At 49.2% G+C, this 18,485-nt stretch carries 11 protein-coding genes; 9 read left to right on the top strand and 2 right to left on the bottom strand.

Translation table 11 applies throughout. The features are described from left to right. The first annotated feature begins 177 nt into the window (after positions 1-177). From K7B07_RS03950 to K7B07_RS03935, 4 genes are all read left to right on the top strand, one after another. The gene (locus tag K7B07_RS03950) at positions 178-1,089 is read left to right on the top strand and encodes an AraC family transcriptional regulator (RefSeq protein ID WP_223707670.1); all 912 of its coding nucleotides are present in this window, start codon (positions 178-180) and stop codon (positions 1,087-1,089) included. Positions 1,090-1,097: 8 nt separating this feature from the next. Then, positions 1,098-1,910 carry an endonuclease/exonuclease/phosphatase family protein gene (locus K7B07_RS03945; protein ID WP_223707668.1) on the top strand — a complete coding sequence of 271 codons (813 nt, stop codon included), beginning with the start codon at positions 1,098-1,100 and terminating at the stop codon, positions 1,908-1,910. Between the two features lie 199 nt (positions 1,911-2,109). Next, positions 2,110-4,140, top strand: a complete 2,031-nt coding sequence (locus K7B07_RS03940) for a sulfatase-like hydrolase/transferase (protein ID WP_223707666.1) — start codon at positions 2,110-2,112, stop codon at positions 4,138-4,140. A 63-nt stretch (positions 4,141-4,203) separates the two neighbouring features. Next, positions 4,204-5,613, top strand: coding sequence for a sulfatase (locus K7B07_RS03935; protein ID WP_223707664.1), 1,410 nt, complete (start codon positions 4,204-4,206; stop codon positions 5,611-5,613). 84 nt (positions 5,614-5,697) lie between these two features. On the opposite strand, the gene K7B07_RS03930 is transcribed toward K7B07_RS03935, so the two are convergent. Further along, positions 5,698-6,783, bottom strand: a complete 1,086-nt coding sequence (locus K7B07_RS03930; protein WP_223707662.1) for a glycoside hydrolase family 43 protein — start codon at positions 6,781-6,783, stop codon at positions 5,698-5,700. A 12-nt stretch (positions 6,784-6,795) separates the two neighbouring features. Further along, positions 6,796-8,175 (bottom strand): sulfatase, encoded by a 1,380-nt coding sequence (locus tag K7B07_RS03925; RefSeq protein WP_223707661.1) that lies wholly within the window; start codon positions 8,173-8,175, stop codon positions 6,796-6,798. A 424-nt stretch (positions 8,176-8,599) separates the two neighbouring features. Here K7B07_RS03925 and K7B07_RS03920 point away from each other — a divergent pair, with 424 nt between their 5' ends. The 5 genes from K7B07_RS03920 to K7B07_RS03900 all read left to right on the top strand — a co-directional run bounded on the left by K7B07_RS03920 (position 8,600) and on the right by K7B07_RS03900 (position 18,471). Continuing rightward, on the top strand, positions 8,600-11,746 hold the full coding sequence (locus tag K7B07_RS03920; RefSeq protein WP_223707659.1) for a SusC/RagA family TonB-linked outer membrane protein: 3,147 nt from the start codon (positions 8,600-8,602) through the stop codon (positions 11,744-11,746). A gap of 28 nt (positions 11,747-11,774) precedes the next feature. Then, positions 11,775-13,463, top strand: a complete 1,689-nt coding sequence (locus K7B07_RS03915) for a RagB/SusD family nutrient uptake outer membrane protein (protein ID WP_223707657.1) — start codon at positions 11,775-11,777, stop codon at positions 13,461-13,463. Between the two features lie 50 nt (positions 13,464-13,513). After that, the gene (locus K7B07_RS03910) at positions 13,514-15,568 is read left to right on the top strand and encodes an arylsulfatase (protein WP_223707655.1); all 2,055 of its coding nucleotides are present in this window, start codon (positions 13,514-13,516) and stop codon (positions 15,566-15,568) included. 2 nt (positions 15,569-15,570) lie between these two features. Then, the gene (locus tag K7B07_RS03905; protein WP_223707654.1) at positions 15,571-16,899 is read left to right on the top strand and encodes an alkaline phosphatase family protein; all 1,329 of its coding nucleotides are present in this window, start codon (positions 15,571-15,573) and stop codon (positions 16,897-16,899) included. 162 nt (positions 16,900-17,061) lie between these two features. Next, positions 17,062-18,471 carry a sulfatase gene (locus tag K7B07_RS03900; protein ID WP_223707652.1) on the top strand — a complete coding sequence of 470 codons (1,410 nt, stop codon included), beginning with the start codon at positions 17,062-17,064 and terminating at the stop codon, positions 18,469-18,471. Positions 18,472-18,485: the final 14 nt, after the last annotated feature.

Genomic DNA, 18,485 nt, shown 5'->3' with positions numbered 1-18,485 from the left:
AAATCAAATATCCCTGTATCAGCGGGATTTACGGTCTTTATTTTTGCGGATTGTTGCTGCAAGGCTTCCATCAGCGCGATCCGCGGGCAACCGCGGCGATTTCTGCCGGTGATAACATTAAAGTTGACGGTAAGCCAAAAGTTTATTATTATTGACCAGATTTTTTGCCTCACGGACATGGAACAAGCGGAAAAGAAACAGGGATCCTTTAAAAATATCTGGTACGGCATCGGGCGTAAACGGATTGAAATTCCTTTTCCTGTGCTCCGCGATAAGATCCTGAAGGATCCGTTGCTGAACAGTTTGTACATATCCAGCCTGGGATTCTATCCCAATGCCAAGGCGCATTTTTCCAAGCGTAAGAAAGGACTCCCCGGCAATATGTTATTCTATTGCGTGGATGGGCATGGTTTTTTTGAATACCGGGGAGAGCGTTTTGATGTTGGACCCAATGCGTTCTTTATGCTTCCCTGTAATGAGGCGCATGCCTACGGGTCGGCTGAGAAAGACCCCTGGAGTATTTACTGGATCCACTTCGGCGGAATGAACCTTCCGTATTTCAATGAGATGAATGCAGTAAAGGACAGTTTTAAACCCACGCATGTGAAGGATAACGGGGAGATCCCGGCGTTGTTCAATAAAATGTATGAGGCGCTGGAACTGGGGTACAGTGCAGACAATCTGTATTTTGCCAACCTGGGACTACGACAGTTTTTTTCTTATTTTATCTATAACAGCCGGCATTACCCGGCAGTTGAAAAGAAAGAACTTGATGCGGTGGATAGCGCCATTTTATACATGCAGGAGCGGCTACAGGAAAGTATCACATTAAAGGACCTCAGCCGGCACTCGAATTATTCCGTATCCCGTTTTTCAAATTTATTCAAGCAGAAAACCGGCTATGCACCAATGGATTATTTTATGCAGATGAAGATCCAGCAGGCCTGCCAGCTGCTTGATTTTACGGACAAGGCCATTAAGGATGTAGCGATCACTATGGGTTTTGACGATCCCTATTATTTTTCAAAACGATTCAAACAGGTTATCGGAATGCCCCCGTTGAAGTACAGGGCTATAAAAAAAGATTAAAAAAGTTTATGAGAAAGCTTAACGTATTTGGAGTTCTGATCGTACTGGCAATGATTTCATGTGCCCCGAAAAGTGCACCCGTAAAAAGCGATGCCGGCAAAAATGCCATTACCTTTATGACCTACAATGTGCACCATTGTAATCCTCCTTCCAAATCAGGTGTTATCGATGTGGATGCCATTGCCGCAGTGATCAAACGGGAAAACCCGGATGTGGTGGCCCTGCAGGAAATCGATGTGAACACAAACCGTTCTGGAAAGATAAACCAGGCGGTTTTGTTGTCAGAAAAGACAGGGTATCATTCTTTTCATTTTTCAAAATCGATCGATCATGACGGAGGCGACTATGGGATCATGATCCTTTCGAAATATCCGTTATCAGATATGTCAACGCATAAATTGCCAACAGACCCTGCAACTGGTGGAGAGCCGAGGGTGTTGTCACTGGCCATAGTAACGTTACCCAACGGGAAAAAGATACGTGTAGCCTCCACGCATGTGGATTTCAAAGGCGCAACAAACGGAAAGCTGCAGGTGGCGGAGATCAACCGCCTGCTGGCGAATGAAAAATTGCCTGTGATCATCGGCGGTGATTTTAATGCCACAGAAGACAGCGAACCTATCCGGTTACTGGATAAGGTGTTTACACGCACCTGTACGAACTGCGCATTTACCATTCCTGAAGTAGCTCCCCGGAAAGCGATCGATTTTATCGCCTTCAAACCGGCTGCTGCTTTTACCGTTACTGAACACCGGGTGGTGCCTGAAAGTTATGCTTCTGATCACCGGCCGGTGCAGGCTGTGCTGAAGATCGAGTTCTGATTGGTGCTGTTCAGTTCGGATATTACGGCCGATTGGGAAAGGACTCCGGCATCTGTTGAAGCAGCACCATGCCTTGGAGCATATGATGTGGTGATAAATGAAACAGAATATCTATTTTGCAGATTTTGACAGGGCCTTTTAAACAAACAGCCTGCGGCAGAGTCAAACGATCATGTTCTTGCGAACGAAACCGGTTCTTATGCGTAAAATTTTTCTTTTTTCTTGCCTGTTGCTCGCGTCCGGCGTACGGGCACAACCCCGCAATCAACCTCCCAATATCATTTTCATCCTGGTGGATGATCTGGGTTATGGCGATGTTGGTATCTTTCATCAGAATGCCCGGAAAGCTCAGAAGGACCCAGCTGTACCTTTTATGCTAACACCCTCGCTCGACCGTATGGCCGCCAACGGGGCCATCTTTACACAGCAATATGCCAATGCCCCGGTATGTGTTTCCTCAAGATCCTCCCTGCTGACGGGTGTTACACAGGGGCATGCCGTTGTACGTAACAATCAGTTTGATAAAGCCCTTGAAGACAATTACACCATGGCTTCCACGCTGAAAGCAGCGGGGTACAGTACTGTGGCCATCGGGAAATGGGGGCTGCAGGGAACCGGGAAAAAAGACTGGCCGGGGCATCCGCTGAAAAGAGGTTTTGATTATTACTATGGATACATACGGCATAGCGACGGGCATGAGCATTACCCCAAGGAAGGTCTCTACCGGAAACCCAAGGAGGTATATGATAATATGGTGAATGTTACCGGCGGACTGGATAAATGTTATACCGGTGATCTGTGGACGGCACGTGCCAAACAGTGGATCATTGATTACAAAAAGGAAAAGAAGCCTGCTCCGTTCTTTATGTACCTTGCCTATGATACTCCCCATGCCGTTATAGAACTGCCTACACAGGCCTATCCCGCAGGAGGCGGCCTCACCGGTGGTCTGAAATGGACAGGCAAACCGGGACAGATGATCAATACGGCCTCAGGTGAAATTGATTCCTGGATGGCTCCCGAGTTTAAAAATGCACAATACCTGGATAAAGCCACCGGTAAGATGACTCCCTGGAAGGACGTACATAAGCGGTATGCCACGGTGGTGCAGCGCCTGGATGCGCAGGTGGGCGATATACTCCAGTTATTGAAGGACCTGAGGATCGATGATAACACCATCGTGGTATTTACCTCCGATAACGGCCCTTCACAGGAGTCGTACCTGAAAGAAGATTATACTCCGGAGTTCTTCCAGGGCTATGGTCCCTTTGATGGGATCAAGCGGGATCAATGGGAGGGAGGAATGCGCACGCCTACCATTGTACAATGGAAAGCAAATATAAACCCCGGTAAAACGGTTGCACAGCCTTCTTTCCTGTCCGACTGGATGCCTACCTTCCTCGATGCGGCGGGTAGGGCGGCGCCTGCAAGAACAGATGGTGTATCGCTGCTGCCGGCGCTTACCGGTAGCGGAGTACAGCGGCAGCAACTACTCTACTCTGAATATTTCTTTGACGGCAAAACACCGGGTTATGCTGATTTTGAGGAAAACCACCGCAACCGGATGCGGAATGAGATGCAGTTTATACGTGAAGGGGATTATGTAGGCGTGCGTTATGACATCAAAAACAGCAATGATGATTTCGAGATCTATGATGTGGTAAAGGACCCGAAAGAAAAAGCGAACAGGGCGGCAGCACTTCCGGAATTGCAGCAACGGTTTAAAACAGCTGTTCTGCAGCGCCGGATCTCCTCGGCTGCGGCGCCACGCCCCTATGACAGCACCCTGATCCCTCCGGTTTCAGAAAAAGGAGCCAGGAAGGGAATACAGTACCGGTTATATAAGGGAAGCTTTTTATGGGTACCGCAGACTGCTGCATTAAAAGCCGTAAAATCAGGTACCGGTGCAATAAAGATGACCGGCAATCTGTTGTCCGGTGCCGATGCAGGAACTTTCAACGGATACATCCGGGTACCGGCCGATGGTGCTTATACGTTCTTTCTGAGATCAGGGGGAAAGGCTTTTATGCGGCTGCATGATATTGCGCTGCTGGATGCAGATTACGGCTATGTTCCCGGAACGGAAATACAACATACACTTTTACTTAAGGCAGGTCTGCATCCTGTCAGGTTGTTGTTTAAAAAGGAAGGAAAGCACATCGGGGGAGAATTGTACTGGAGCGGACCCGGATTTGCGAAAAGGCCGGTAAAGCCGGAAGATTTTTATTAGCCAGGGAAGGCAACTTTAATGTTTCCCCGGTCCGGTTGTCTGCATAATTGCAGTAATTCAGATATGTTTTACAGAATCATTGGCATATTGCTTTTGGCAACAGCCTGCTTTCCGGGAAAGGCGCAGACGCCGCCGAACATTGTGTTCATTCTTGCGGATGATCTCGGGTATAAGGATTGTGGTTTTACGGGAAGCACGGTTTTTAAAACTCCGGTCATCGACGGACTTGCCCGCAAGGGGCTGGTATTTACCCAGGCCTATGCGGCAGCCGGAAACTGTGCACCATCAAGGGCCTGTTTAATGAGCGGACTTTACACGCCCCGGCACGGTGTATATGCGGTGGGCAGCACGGTACGTGGCCCTAAAGACCGGATGCGGTTGTTGCCGGTTCCCAACACCACCAGTCTCCGTCCGGACATTATTACCATGGCAGAAGCGCTGCAAGTGAAAGGTTATGCCACAGGCCTGTTTGGAAAATGGCACCTGGGTAAAGGAACCGACACCGGTCCGCTGGCGCAGGGGTTTGATGCTTATACGGACACAAGATTGCCCAATCCGAATAAAAAAAGAAGCGAACCGGAGGATCCCAAAGGGATCTTTTCGCTTACAAATGCAGCGCTGGATTTTATATCGGAAAAGAAGCAGCAGCCGTTTTTTGTTTTTCTGTCGCATCATGCCATCCACACCGCGCAGGAAGCAAGACCTTCAAGCATCCGGCAGTTCCGCAAACAGGGACTGAACGAACGTCAGGCGCTGTATGCTGCCTGTATCTATGACCTGGATGCAAGCATCGGAAAAGTAATGCATTATCTGGATACGGCAGGACTGGCATCAAATACACTGGTGATCTTTACCAGTGATAACGGCGCCACGCAGGAGTCTTCACAGGAGCCACTGCGGGGCAATAAGGGATGTTATTACGAGGGCGGGATCCGGGAACCATTCATCGCTTACTGGCCCGGCAAAATAAAGCCGGGCGTCAACCTTACCCCTGTGATCAATATTGATCTGTATCCGACTTTTCTTGAGGTGGCCGGAGGAGTTGCTCCGAAGCGGGATGGGGAGAGCCTCCTGCCGTTACTGTTGGGAAAAGCTGCCGGTACCCGCCGGTCTTCGCTGTTCTGGCATTTTCCCGGTTACCTGGATAAACCGGTGATCCGGGGCAGGGACACCCTATTCCGTTCGAGACCGGCAACGGTGATACGGAAGGGTGACTGGAAATTACACCTGTATTATGAGGAATGGCTGCTGGATGGCGGTACCGCTTCGGTTGACCGTAATAATGCCGTTGAATTATACAACCTGAAAACGGATGAAGGAGAACGGCACAATATTGCATCCCGCAATAAAACAAAGCGCGACGAGCTGCTGAATGACCTGTTGCAATGGTTAGAGCAGACAAAGGCCCCGCTGCCGCAGCAATTGAAAGATCGTAGACAACTGGATCAAAAGGAAGCGGATGCGACCGAGTGATCAACATTCTTATTACTGCAGGTCGCGCAGCCAATACGCAGACGAACGAGCTGCTGAGATCAGCAGAGAAAAAATAAATGTTCGTTATTTTGTCGTAGGACCAGCTACCTTCAACACCCCGTTCTGATCGATTTCCATAGGATCAATAAATACCACCCGTTCATCACCTGTCTTGCTGGTGCGGGCGTGATATACGCAGTACATTTGTTTACCATCAGGCGAAAAGGTTACGCTGTTATGTCCGGTTCCGGTAACAATGCCTCCGCTTTCACTGTTCTTTTGCAGTACCGGGTTGTTAGCGGCTTTTTTAAAAGGCCCCAGCGGTTTTTTGGAAGTGGCATAACCCACTGCATAGTTCCTACCACCAAAATAATTAGCGGAATACATCATATAATAAAGATCCCCGTGTTTAAAGATAAATGATCCTTCGGTCCAGCGCCGGTTCACTTCCTTTGATGTTACGGAACGGCTTTCCCATTCCGATTGATGGTCGCTTCTTTTTACCGGCGGACGTAACAGTAAAACCGGTTCATCCGTAACACCGCTGAAATCAGGCTTTAGCTCCACACCATATACCCAGCTCTCTTCGACTTCACTGAACCATCCCTTTTTGCGGGCCCAGTCGGCTATTTCACTTTTTACAGGGTGTTTATAACAACAACGGGAATAATAGAGGTATATTTTCCCATCGGGCTCAAATAAAACATTGGCATCAATAATGGGATAGCCCGGATCAAAGACCGGGCGATCGTTCAGATCCACGAATGGTCCTGTGGGCTGATCTGCAACAGCCACACCGATCTTAAAGTTCTCCAGCTCATTGTTGGGGTTCTCCTTCCACTGGGCACTGTAGAACAGGTAGAATTTTCCATTGCGCTCATATACTTCCGGTGCCCAGAAGGAGTGAACACCCCAGCCGTTTTTATTGTCGCTGAAATAAACCTGGCCTTCCGGTTTCCAGTTTACCAGGTCGGTGGAGGAGTAAGCACTGAAGCCCTTTTTAGCTCCGCCACCGGTGCCATACATGTAATATTTATCGCCCTTTACATGCAATACATAAGGATCACCAAAGGTTACGGGCAAGGGATTGTTTGAAGCAGCAGTTGTGTTTTGTGCACCCGCAGTGCTAAGAAGGAATAAAAAAAATAATAACGGAATTGCATGTTTCATATACAAATAGGTTTAATGAGTTGCGTTTACTTCTTTTTGCCAGGCCTGCAGCGCCGTATCCAGTGTGGCAACTCTATCAGGATAACGGACAGACAGATCCGTTTGTTCACCCGGATCCTGATCCAGGTTGTACAATTCTTTATGCCCGTCATCAAAAAATGAGATCAGCTTCCAGGATCCGCTGCGGATGCTTCCTGCCGACCGGCCACCCAGAAAATGGGGTTTATCCAGGGGATAGTGCCAGTAAAAATTCCTGGCAGGCAATGTAGTTTGCGGATCGCGGAACAACGAAACGAATGAAATACCATCCAGGGGCTGATGGCGGCCTGTTGCACGGGTCAGCTCCAGCAGGGTGGGATAAATATCATAATTGGCAAGCGGCTGGCTGCATACGGCAGCGGGTTTTATTTTCCCGGGCCACCAGGCGATAAAAGGTTCACGTACGCCGCCTTCATATAAAGTGCTTTTGCCGCCGCGTAGCGGGGTATTGGTGGTAATAGTGGTCTCGCCGCCATTATCACTCGTAAAAATAACAAGGGTATTTTGATCCAGTCCCAGTTCTTTCAGCAGCCGCACAATAGCTCCCACACCCTCGTCGATGACCTTTAACTGTGCCGCAAGGTGGGGGTTGTTATGGGTGGCCTTTGATCCGGCTGGCCATTTTTTATAAGGATCGTTTCCGGGGTTCCCTTTGGTGGGCGGACTGGTGCCGGCATCTTTTTTTTGCTGGAAATGGCGGACGATTTCCGGTTTACCATGCACTGTTGTATGTGTTGCATAATGACTGAGGAATAAAAAGAAAGGCTGTTCCCGGTTCCGTTGAATAAATTCGAGTGCTTCCTGGTTCTGCCGGTCGGTAATGTACTCCTGTGCCCCCGGCAGCCGTTTTGCAATTTCCCGGTTGAAATCATAAGGATAGAAGTACGTGCCTTCACCAATGCCGCGGTTCTCGCTTACCAGCACCTCATCAAAACCATGCTGATCCGGAAGGGTTTCCTCCGGCGCGCCTTCTTTCACATAACCCGAAAGATGCCATTTGCCGACGATACCGGTGTGATATCCCTGTTTTTTCAGCAGTTCCGGAAGGGTAACATAACCGGTATCCAGGTGCTGCGCCGCCCTGGGACGCAGGTAATCCGTAATACCGATACGGGCGGGGTACAAGCCCGTCATTAATGCAGCGCGGTAGGGCGAGCACACCGGTGCCGCCGCATAAAAGCTGGTAAACCGCATCCCTTCCTTTGCGAGCCGGTCCAGCGCGGGGGTTTCATTAAATGTATTCCCATAACTGCCCAGTTCACCATACCCCAGATCATCAGCAAGTATATAAATGATATTGGGCTGTTGCTGTGCCTTTATACAAAGGGATAACAACAGCAGAAAAATGATCATATGATGCTTCAATCCCGGAAAACACATAGCGATAGAATAATTGTTCCCGCAATATAAACAACTCTTCCTGATCTCTATGACACAAATGTGGCCGGAGGCTGCAACAAATGTCGCAACTGCTGTAACAATTGTCGGGAAAAGAAAATTGATAGCTGATTGTTTGGTCCGGAAAATAAAAGTCTATTAAATTTGTAGACTTTTATATTTTTTTACCAATTATTTAAAAAGAGCATAATGATTTCAGTTTTAAAGGAATGTCCGTGGTACAACCGGCTGTCCGGTAATTACAAGACAATTATTACAGCAATTACTACAATAATGACAGGTCGCGGATGTGGATGCGGCTATCTTGCATCGACGATTGAAGAACGGATTACCGCCAAAAAAACACCACATTTTTTTATTGAATTGCTAAAATGTCATTATGAGAAGTAAGGTATCATTCAACTGCAGCCTGAAACAGTTGCTGCTCCTGTTTGTTGTTGTGCTGACCGGGACCACCGCGATGGCACAGGACAACAGGATCCGGGTAACCGGAACCATAAAGAATTTATTGGGAGACCCGGTACCGGACGCTTCTGTTGTCGTAAAAGGCCGCAGCACAGGTACCACCTCCAAACCGGACGGAACCTTTTCGCTCAATATGTCCGGGAGCGCAGTATTAGTCGTTTCGCATGCACAGTATAAGCGGGTGGAAGTGGCGGTCCGCAACAAAACACAATTGTTTATTACCCTCGATTCCACCATATCCGATATGGATGAGGTGGTGGTGGTGGGATACGGACAGCTGAAAAAAAGCGATGTGACCGGCGCTATCAGCAAACTGGACCTGGATAAGGAAATGGACAACCGTTTTATATCCGTGACGGAGGCGCTGCAGGGACGCATGGCCGGGGTACAGATCATCAACAATACCGGGGAGCCCGGCGGTGGTGTCACCTTCAATATCCGGGGTAAAACCTCGGTAACCGGCGATAACCAACCCCTGATCGTGATCGACGGGCAGCCGGTAGAATCCAGCTACGGATCTACCAAGGCCGGGACGGGAACGGATGGCGGCCTGGATATTTCGGCTGCCAACCCGCTGGCGGCTCTGAACCCGAATGATATAGCCTCCGTGGATATCCTGAAAGATGCTTCTTCGACGGCTATTTACGGGTCAAGAGGCGCCAACGGAGTGGTGCTGATCACCACCAAGTCAGGCAAAGCTGGCAATAACGGCCGGGATAAACTGACCTATACCACAAGGTTTGATTGGAGCAGTTTGCCCCGGCAAATAAAAATGCTGGGTGCCCGTGATTTTATGACCTATAAAAATGAAGCCAACCTGAATGACGGGAAGGATTCTGTTTATACAGCACATGTAATGGATTCCATACTGGCCGGTGGTACCAGCATGAACTGGCAGGATGCTATTTATGAAACGGCCCTGTCCCAGGATCACCAGATCTCCTTATCCGGCCGGGACGGACGCAATGATTACCTGGTAAGCGGCAATTATTCGGATCAGCGGGGGATTGTTAAAAATGCCCAATACAAACGCTATGGTTTCCGGGCTAATTTTTCGAGGCAGGTGAACGATAAACTGAAGATCAGTATTAAAAATTATTTTTCGATGGCGGACCGGTACTACGGGCAGCAATCGAACTGGACGGGTATCATGGGTTCATCTGCGGTGATGGGCGCATTGGTCACCAATCCGCTGCAGGAACCTTTTGAGGCGGACGGGGATCTGGATGAAACATTTGCCAACAACCCGGTACTGGTGACCACCCTGGTAAAGGATAAAACGCAGATTCGTACGCTGATCAGCAACCTGAGTGTGGATTATGAAATTGTAAAAGGTCTGAAATATACACTGCGCGCAGGTTTGAATGATATGTACTCGCTCCGGAATGTTTATTATCCCCGTGGTACATTTGTGGGCAATACGGCGCCTAATGGCTATGCCACCCGTGCGGATAACTCCAATACCAATTACCTCGCGGATCATCTGTTTACATACAGAAAGGTGCTGGATCAAAAACACTCACTGAATATTGTGGCCGGTTATTCTTATCAGCGCTGGGTCAATAAATCTACCAGTGTAACCAATATGAACTTTCCTTCCGATCAGATGACCTATTACAATTTCAACAGCGCGTTGTCGCCCGGAAGATTCCTCACAAATGGTCCACGGAATAAAGTGCTCCAGTCGTTCCTGAGCCGGGTCAATTATACATATGACCAGCGATATGTGGTGATGCTTACCGGAAGGGCAGATGGATCATCCCGTCTGGCGCCCGGAAATAAGTGGAATTTTTTCCCGGCCGTGGGATTGGGATGGAATGCCTCCAACGAGGCCTTTTTTGAGCCCTGGAAAAAAGTGGTATCCACACTGAAATTCCGCGCCAGCTATGGCGTCAGCGGCAATGAGAATGTAGCCATCGGCGCTACGCAGGCCAAGTATGGGATCGACTATGTAGTACTGGGAAGTGGTATTGCACCCGGCTATGTGCTCAGCGATTTTCAGAACCCCAATCTTGGCTGGGAGAATACCAAACAAATGAATATTGGGATGGATCTTTCCTTCTTAAAAGACCGCCTGAGTTTTTCGATCGATTATTATAAAAAGAATACAACTAACCTGCTCATCAATCTGGCCTTGCCCAGTTCCTCCGGATACAGCGATATGTTTACCAACATCGGGGAAGTGCTCAACAAGGGTGTGGATGTTGAAGCTACCTATAATGTATTGAACAAAGGACCGGTTACCTGGAACATCTCCGCCAACTTCTCCAAATATTCCAATAGGGTGCTGGATATGGGATCATTGGGTATCACTTACGGCCGTGTGTATGTGGTGGCAGGGGCCATTATCCTGAGCCAGCCCCTGCAGGTGGCAAAAGTGGGGTACCCGATCTCTTCTTTCTGGGGATATAAGACCAACGGGATCTATCAGACACAGGAAGAAGTAGAGGCCGGCCCCGAAAAAGGCAAGGCAAAACCAGGTATGACACGGTTTGTTGATGTGAATGGTGACGGCCAGATCACCGAGGATGATAAGACCATTATTGGTGACCCCACGCCCGATTTTACCTACGGCATGAGTCATGAGTTCACGTATAAGAATTTTTCATTCGGTTTTAGTATCATCGGCAGCAAGGGCAATCAGCTCATCAATCTGAATCAGTGGATGGTGGGTGCCAACAATACGAGTGGTAATTTTAATGCCACACAGGAGGCCTGGGATAATCGCTGGACAGGGCCCGGCACCAGCAATCAATATACAAGGCCTACCAATAATACCATCCGCTTTTCCCAGCGGTTCCCCGATTGGATGGTGGAGGATGCTTCCTTTTTGCGGATCCAGGCGTTAAGGCTGGGATATGCCTTCAATTTAAAAAAGAAGGCGCCCGTCCAGGGACTGCGGGTATTTGTTTCCGCCACAAATCTTTACACCTTTACCAATTATTCCTGGTATGACCCGAACATCAATGCATTTGACAGCGATGCGCTCGGCAGCGGTATGGATTATGGTACGTTGCCGCTGCCACGTACGTTCTCGGCAGGATTGGAACTGGGATTATGATCATTTATTCATTGTAAAAAAAGAATTCATGAAATATATTATTGCGTTACTACTGACAGTCGTTGTACTGGGAGGCTGTAGTTTAAAGGAAGACTTGCTTGATGTGCCCACACCAACCACTATCAGCAGCGAACGGGATCTGGAAGTGGTGGTTAAAGGACTGTATGCACGCCTGAATAATTCTAATGCCTTTAAGTTCCGGGGAATGGCCATGCTGTTCCTCTCGGCCGATGATCTGTATGCAGCGGCATCGGGTGAGTTGCTGCCGTTTTCAGACCGTACGCTTACTTCCGTCAATGTGTCTGGGTTCTGGAGCGTATTGTATTTTACTATCGGCAGTGCCAATGATCTCATTGCGCAGCTCGATGAAAAGGAACTGGATGCGGCAGCAGAGCAGAGGGCTTACGGTGATGCGTATTTTATAAGAGCATTTTGTTATTATTACCTGGTCCGCTTATATGGCGGTGTGCCGTTACGGCTGAAGGCTACAGATGTCACCTCCGATTTCTATCTGCCTCGCAGCTCAGTGCAGGAGGTATATGGCCAGATCTTTTCTGACCTGGAAAAAGCGGCGGCGTTGCTGCCCCTGGCAAAAAATATTCCGGCGGCAGAGCTGGGCCGAGCATCCAGGGGAGCCGCACAGGCCATCTATGCACAGGCAGCGCTCACACTGGGCAATCAGCTGGCATTGAAAGCACAGGATGGGAATACATATTACCGGAAAGCGATAACTTATGCCGATTCTGTGATACAAAGTAACCAGTATCAGTTATTGGCTAACTACAAAGAGTTGTTTGATATTAACCGTGAAAATGATGCCTACAATGAAGTTATCTTCGGCGTGCGGTTCATGGTAGATCAGCAGGACCGCGCCCAACCCGCAGCAGGGTCGGAGTTCGCATTGCGTTTTGGTGCGCCCAATACACACCAGGTTTGCGGCAATCCACCCAACGGAGCCGGGGATGGCTCTATGCGGGTGATGCCCTGGGTAGCAGATTACTACCGTACCGGCGATTACGATTCGGTGATCAGTGGTGTGAAGGTGATCGATTACCGCAATGAGGGCGCTTTTTTTCAAAAAGGGTATAACGTTGCGCAGAAAAAATATTATGCGGTTTATCCCAATCTTCCTGCTGCGGATGAAGGCAGTATTACCACTCCATTGATCAGCAAATACATTGATCCCAATGGCAAAGACGGTCGCAATAACGGGAATGATTTTTTTGTGATCCGCTTTGCGGAGATCTACCTGATAAAAGCCGAGGCGGAGAATGAACTGAACGGACCTACGGCAGCGGCGCTTGAGGCCTTCAATAAAGTAAGAGCAAGGGCACGGAATGCGAACGGCGCGCAGCGGGCCGTGCCGGCTGATATTGTACCGGGGATATCCAGAGATGCCTTCCGGATGAAGATCTTTGATGATCGTGGCCTTGAGCTGACGGGAGAGGGACAGCGTTGGTTTGACCTTGTTCGCATGCGTAGTCCACTGAATTCGTCCCAAACCATGTTTGAATACCAGTTTAAAGAAGTGCTGTCAAAATATCCGCAGAAGATGCCGACTTATAACACGGCCACAAAAAAATATTCCAACGAGTTTGCTGTCAATGCGCCACAAATGAGTATAGAAATCCCCAAAAACCTGTTATACCCGTTACCGGCCGACGAGATCACGCAAAATCCGAATATCGGAACCGCCAATCAGAATCCCGGGTGGTAATTTTAAACCCATGAATCAAAAGAAGGTCTAACTTTAAATTTAAATAACGAATGTTCCGCTTCTCCGTTTTTATATTTTTAATGAGTGTTTCGGTATTTGCCCGGGCACAAAACAAGCCAAATATCGTCCTGATCATGGCCGACGATATGGGATACTCCGACATCGGTGCCTATGGCGGGGAAGTCCGCACCCCTAACCTGGATCGACTGGCAAAGGAAGGCATCCGTTACCGGCAGTTCTATAACGCGGCCCGCTGCTGTCCGACAAGAGCCTCCCTGCTGACCGGGTTGTACCCGCATCAGGCAGGTATGGGCTGGATGGCGGCGGCAGATCTGGGCACCGGCCCCGCTTACCAGGATAACCTGAATAACGAATGCGTAACCATTGCCGAAGTACTAAAGACCGCTGGATACCATACTTACATGACCGGAAAATGGCATGTTACCAATGAACGTAAGATCGATGGTGAAGTAACCGACAACTGGCCGAGGCAAAGAGGATTCGATCGCTATTTCGGGATCATCCCGGGTGGCGCCAATTATTTCACCCCCATGATCTATAGTGATAACAGGCGTTATAAAGCACCGGATAATTTTTATCTGACCAATGCGATATCGGATACCAGTGTGCGTTTCCTGAAAGAGCATTTCAGTAAAGAGGGCAGGGATCCGTTTTTTATGTATGTGGCCTATACTGCTCCCCACTGGCCCCTGCATGCATTTAAAGCAACCATTGATAAGTACAGGGAGGCTTATAAAAAAGGATGGGATGCAATACGGGCAGACCGATTTAAAAGACAAAAAGAGATCGGTTTGTTTGCTGCTGGAACAATAAGTACGCCGAGGGATGCGACGGTTCCCCCCTGGGACCGGTTAACAGAAAAAGAAAAAGAAGAAATGAGCATGCGCATGGCGATCTACGCGGCGCAGATCGATATTATGGACGAGGGCATCGGGAAAATTGTGCAGACACTTAAGGAAAATAACGCACTGGACAATACGCTGATCTTCTTTCTCAGTGACAACGGCGCCTGTGCGGAATTTATCAGCAGCGGTAAAAGTAAAGCGGTGGACGGAACGGAAGAAACATTTGAAAGCTATCGCCTGCCCTGGGCAAATGTAAGCAGTACACCGTTTCAGCAATATAAACATTTTACACATGAAGGCGGGATCGCCACGCCACTGATCGTACACTGGCCTGAAGGCATTGCCCCCGGTCTAAATAACAGGTTTGTTTCCGATTACGGCCATATCACTGATATCATGGCTACCTGTGTTGCGGTATCCGGTGCGCGCTATCCTTCCGTGTTCCATGGCCATGACATTCATCCGATGGAAGGAAAAAGTCTTTTGCCACATTTCTCAGGGCGGTCCAACAACCGCGGAAAGATCTACTGGGAGCACGAGGCCAATATTGCCCTGCGCGACGGGAAATGGAAGCTGGTGGCTAAAACACCGGAGGATGCTTCGTTTTCAATAGACTCGCTGCAACTCTATGATATGACTGCAGACCCTACAGAGACGAACAATCTGGGCAGCAGGGATCCGGAACGGGTAAAAGCGATGTATACGGATTGGGAACAATGGGCGCATAAGATCGGTGCTTTTCCGCTGGATACCCGGGAATATGGTGCACGTATGCAGGCGTACCGGAGAAATATCAACGGTCGTTTTGACGACAACCTGGGCGGCTGGAACATCCACTGCGCAGAAGACATGAAAGGCTCCATTACGGTTGATGATAAAAGCCGGATCACAGGAAAAAGATCCGCATTTATTTCGGTGCAGCAGGCTGCTGCAAAGCCGGCAGCGCTTTCCATGCTATGGCCTTTTAAGGCACAGGAAGGCGAGCGGTTCCGGTTACGGCTGAAGGCGCGGTCGGATAAAGATACCCGTTTTTTTGTCCGGCTTGAAAGCACCGGACCCGGTGCCCACAGGATTGTTGACCAGGAACTGAATATAAAATCAGACACGAAAAGTTTTGAGTTTACATCCGCTGCAATTCCCCGGAACGGGATGTACCGCGTGGGGCTTTATTTCGGAACTGCCGCTTCCGGATCGCAATTGTGGATTGATGATGTGGAACTGATTGCTGTAAACGAATAGTTATGTTATTAAAGAAGATCTTTTTTGTTGCGGTTGTTCTCGGGGCGGTAATGCCTGCGGGAGCGCAGTCTGCAAAACATGTGGTACTGATCAGCATCGATGGCTTGCGGCCTGAATTTTATCTGGATCCCTCCTGGCCGACGCCGCATCTGAAGCAGTTAAAACAGCTGGGGGCATATGCAAGGCAGGTGACAGGTGTATTTCCCACGGTGACCTATCCTTCACATACGGCCATCATCACCGGACAGCCTCCGGGGAAACACGGTATTTACTACAATGCGCCGTTTGAAGCACCGAAAGGCCGCTGGTACTGGGAAGACAGCGCCATAAAAGTGCCCACATTGTGGAAGGCTGTGAAACAGGCGGGGCTTACATCCGGAGCCGTCATGTGGCCGGTGACCGTTGGAGCACCGGTAGATTATAATTTCCCCGTCCGCCGCGCAGACGGCGATGAGAAAACGGACCAGCTTTCTGTTACAAGACCCTATGTAACACCGGCCGGATTGCTGGATAAAATGGCAGCAGCAACCGGTGCACCGGTCACTGCCGAAGATTTTAAATACAGCAATATTGATCATACCATCGGACGGATGGCGGCTTTTATATTTAAACAGTATCAGCCCTCCCTGCTGGCAGTCCATTTTGTACAGGCAGATCATGCGCAGCATGAGCATGGCAGGGATGCCCGTGAAGTAAAAGAGGCCGTGGCCGCTATCGACAGCATGATCGGACTGGTGATGACTACCATAAAAGAAACGGGACAGGAGTCCGGTACCACGGTCATTGTAACGGGCGATCATGGTTTTGTAGATGCTACGCAAAGTGTTGCACCCAATGCGCTGCTGGCGGAAAACGGGCTGATCAGTGGCAATGACTGGAAGGCAAAATTCTATACGGCTGGCGGATCCGCATTCCTGTATACAAAAACACCCGGAGATACCGCCGTTACACAGCAGGTGGCACAGCTGCTGCGCCGTATACCCGGATCGGATAAGTTGTTTCGCATCATTACAAAAGAAGAGCTGGCGGCCATAGGAGCCAATCCTGAGGTGGAACTGGCGCTGGCGATGAAGAAAGGTGTGGTGGCAAATAATGCGGCAAAAGGTCCGCTGGTACGCAATAAGCCGCTGGGAGGTGCGCATGGTTATTATCCGGATTTTAATGAGATCTATACCGGTTTTATCGCTTCCGGCTACGGAATCAGACAGGGCGCGGCCCTGGAGCAGTTGCGCATGCTGGATATTGCGCCGCTGATCTGCCGGTTGCTCGGTATTCCTTCCCTGGTGGAAGGAACAGGGAAACTACCGGATGTTTTTCAAACAGATAAATAAGTGCCCTATCCGCCGGTTATTTTCTGAACAGTGTTGAATGACCCGGTAAAAAACACCGGTATATTATTCCGATCTGCAGACAAATAATAAAAAGGGGCAACACCACAATGGACGCAGCGTTGCCGTTGATGTATTTTATAATAAAACCTTGAACACAAACAGATGAAAAAAACAAGATGTTTCTTTTTGATTTTGGTAAGCCTGTGGACGATCAGTACAGCAGCACAGCAGCGGCCGAATATCATTTTTATTATGGCGGACGATCTGGGGTCGGCCGAGCTGGGATGCTATGGCAATACGTTTAATGAAACGCCGAACCTGGACCGGCTGGCAGGAGAAGGGGCCCGTTTTACACAGGCCTATTCGGCGGCGCCCATCTGCTCGCCTTCCCGTGCGGGGATCATGACAGGCCGATACCCTGCCCGGGTGCGGATCACCGACTTCCTGGACAATAATGCAGACCGTTACCTGGATCCGGCACGATCCTATACGATCAACAGGGCGCTGGCGGCGGCGGGATATCATACCGGCATTGTAGGCAAATGGCACCTGGATACTAAATTTGATCATCCTAAAGGGAACCCGAAGCAACATGGCTTTGATGAAGTGATCGGCTCTGAAACAAAGTATATTGCCGACGGGGATTATTTTTATCCTTATGATAAAATAAGTACGTTTGACAAAGGAGAAGAGGGGGAGTATCTTACCGACCGGCAATGCAGCGAAGCGGCTGATTTTATCCTGCGGAATAAAAAGAAACGCTTCTTTCTGTATCTTACATTTTACAGTGTGCATACCCGGCTGGATGCTCCGGAAGAGCTGGTAAAAAAATACAAAGCGAAATTTGATGCAAAATATGGAGAAGGGAAATCGGAAATTTTGTACGGTCCGCAGAACCAGCGGCATGAAGCCGACCACCTGGATAACCCGTATCTTGCTGCAATGATCGAACGGATTGACGCAGGAGTGGGAACGGTTATGGAAACGCTGAAGAAAGCGGGACTCGATAAGAATACACTGGTGATCTTTTTTTCGGATAACGGCGGCGTTTGGCATCTTGGAAATAATGGGGTGCTGCGTGCGGGTAAATCCTGGCTGTATGAAGGAGGTGTCCGCGAAAACCTGATCGCACGCTGGCCTTCGGGGATCCGTCCGAATACGACGATCGATACCCGTGTGATGGCGACCGATTTTTATCCCACCTTCCTGGAACTGGCGCAGGCCAGGGGGCACAGGGAGTATCTGCCGGATGGTAAAAGTATTGTTCCGCTGCTGAAGGGGGAAAAGATGGAAGAACGGGAACCCTTCTTCTGGCACTACCCCTCCGAAACCGGCCGTTGGGTAAACCGTATGTGCAGCGCCGTGCGCGATGGGGATTATAAGTTGTTATATTTTTACAAGGCCAATCGTACGGAGTTATACGATCTTAGGAACGACCCTTCGGAACAGCACGATATTGCCGGCCAGCTTTCGGAGAAAAGAGACGCACTTAAAAAGAAACTGGATCAGTGGCTGAAAGAAGTAAATGCAGAAGTACCGGATACTGCAGCGAGAAAGAAACCGAAAAAATAAACGGATTGTGCGGT

The organism is Niabella beijingensis (assembly GCF_020034665.1).
GTDB classification, from domain to species: Bacteria; Bacteroidota; Bacteroidia; order Chitinophagales; family Chitinophagaceae; genus Niabella; species Niabella beijingensis.
The sequence above is the reverse complement of the archived record's forward strand: the minus strand, read 5'-3'. Positions and strand labels throughout refer to the sequence as shown.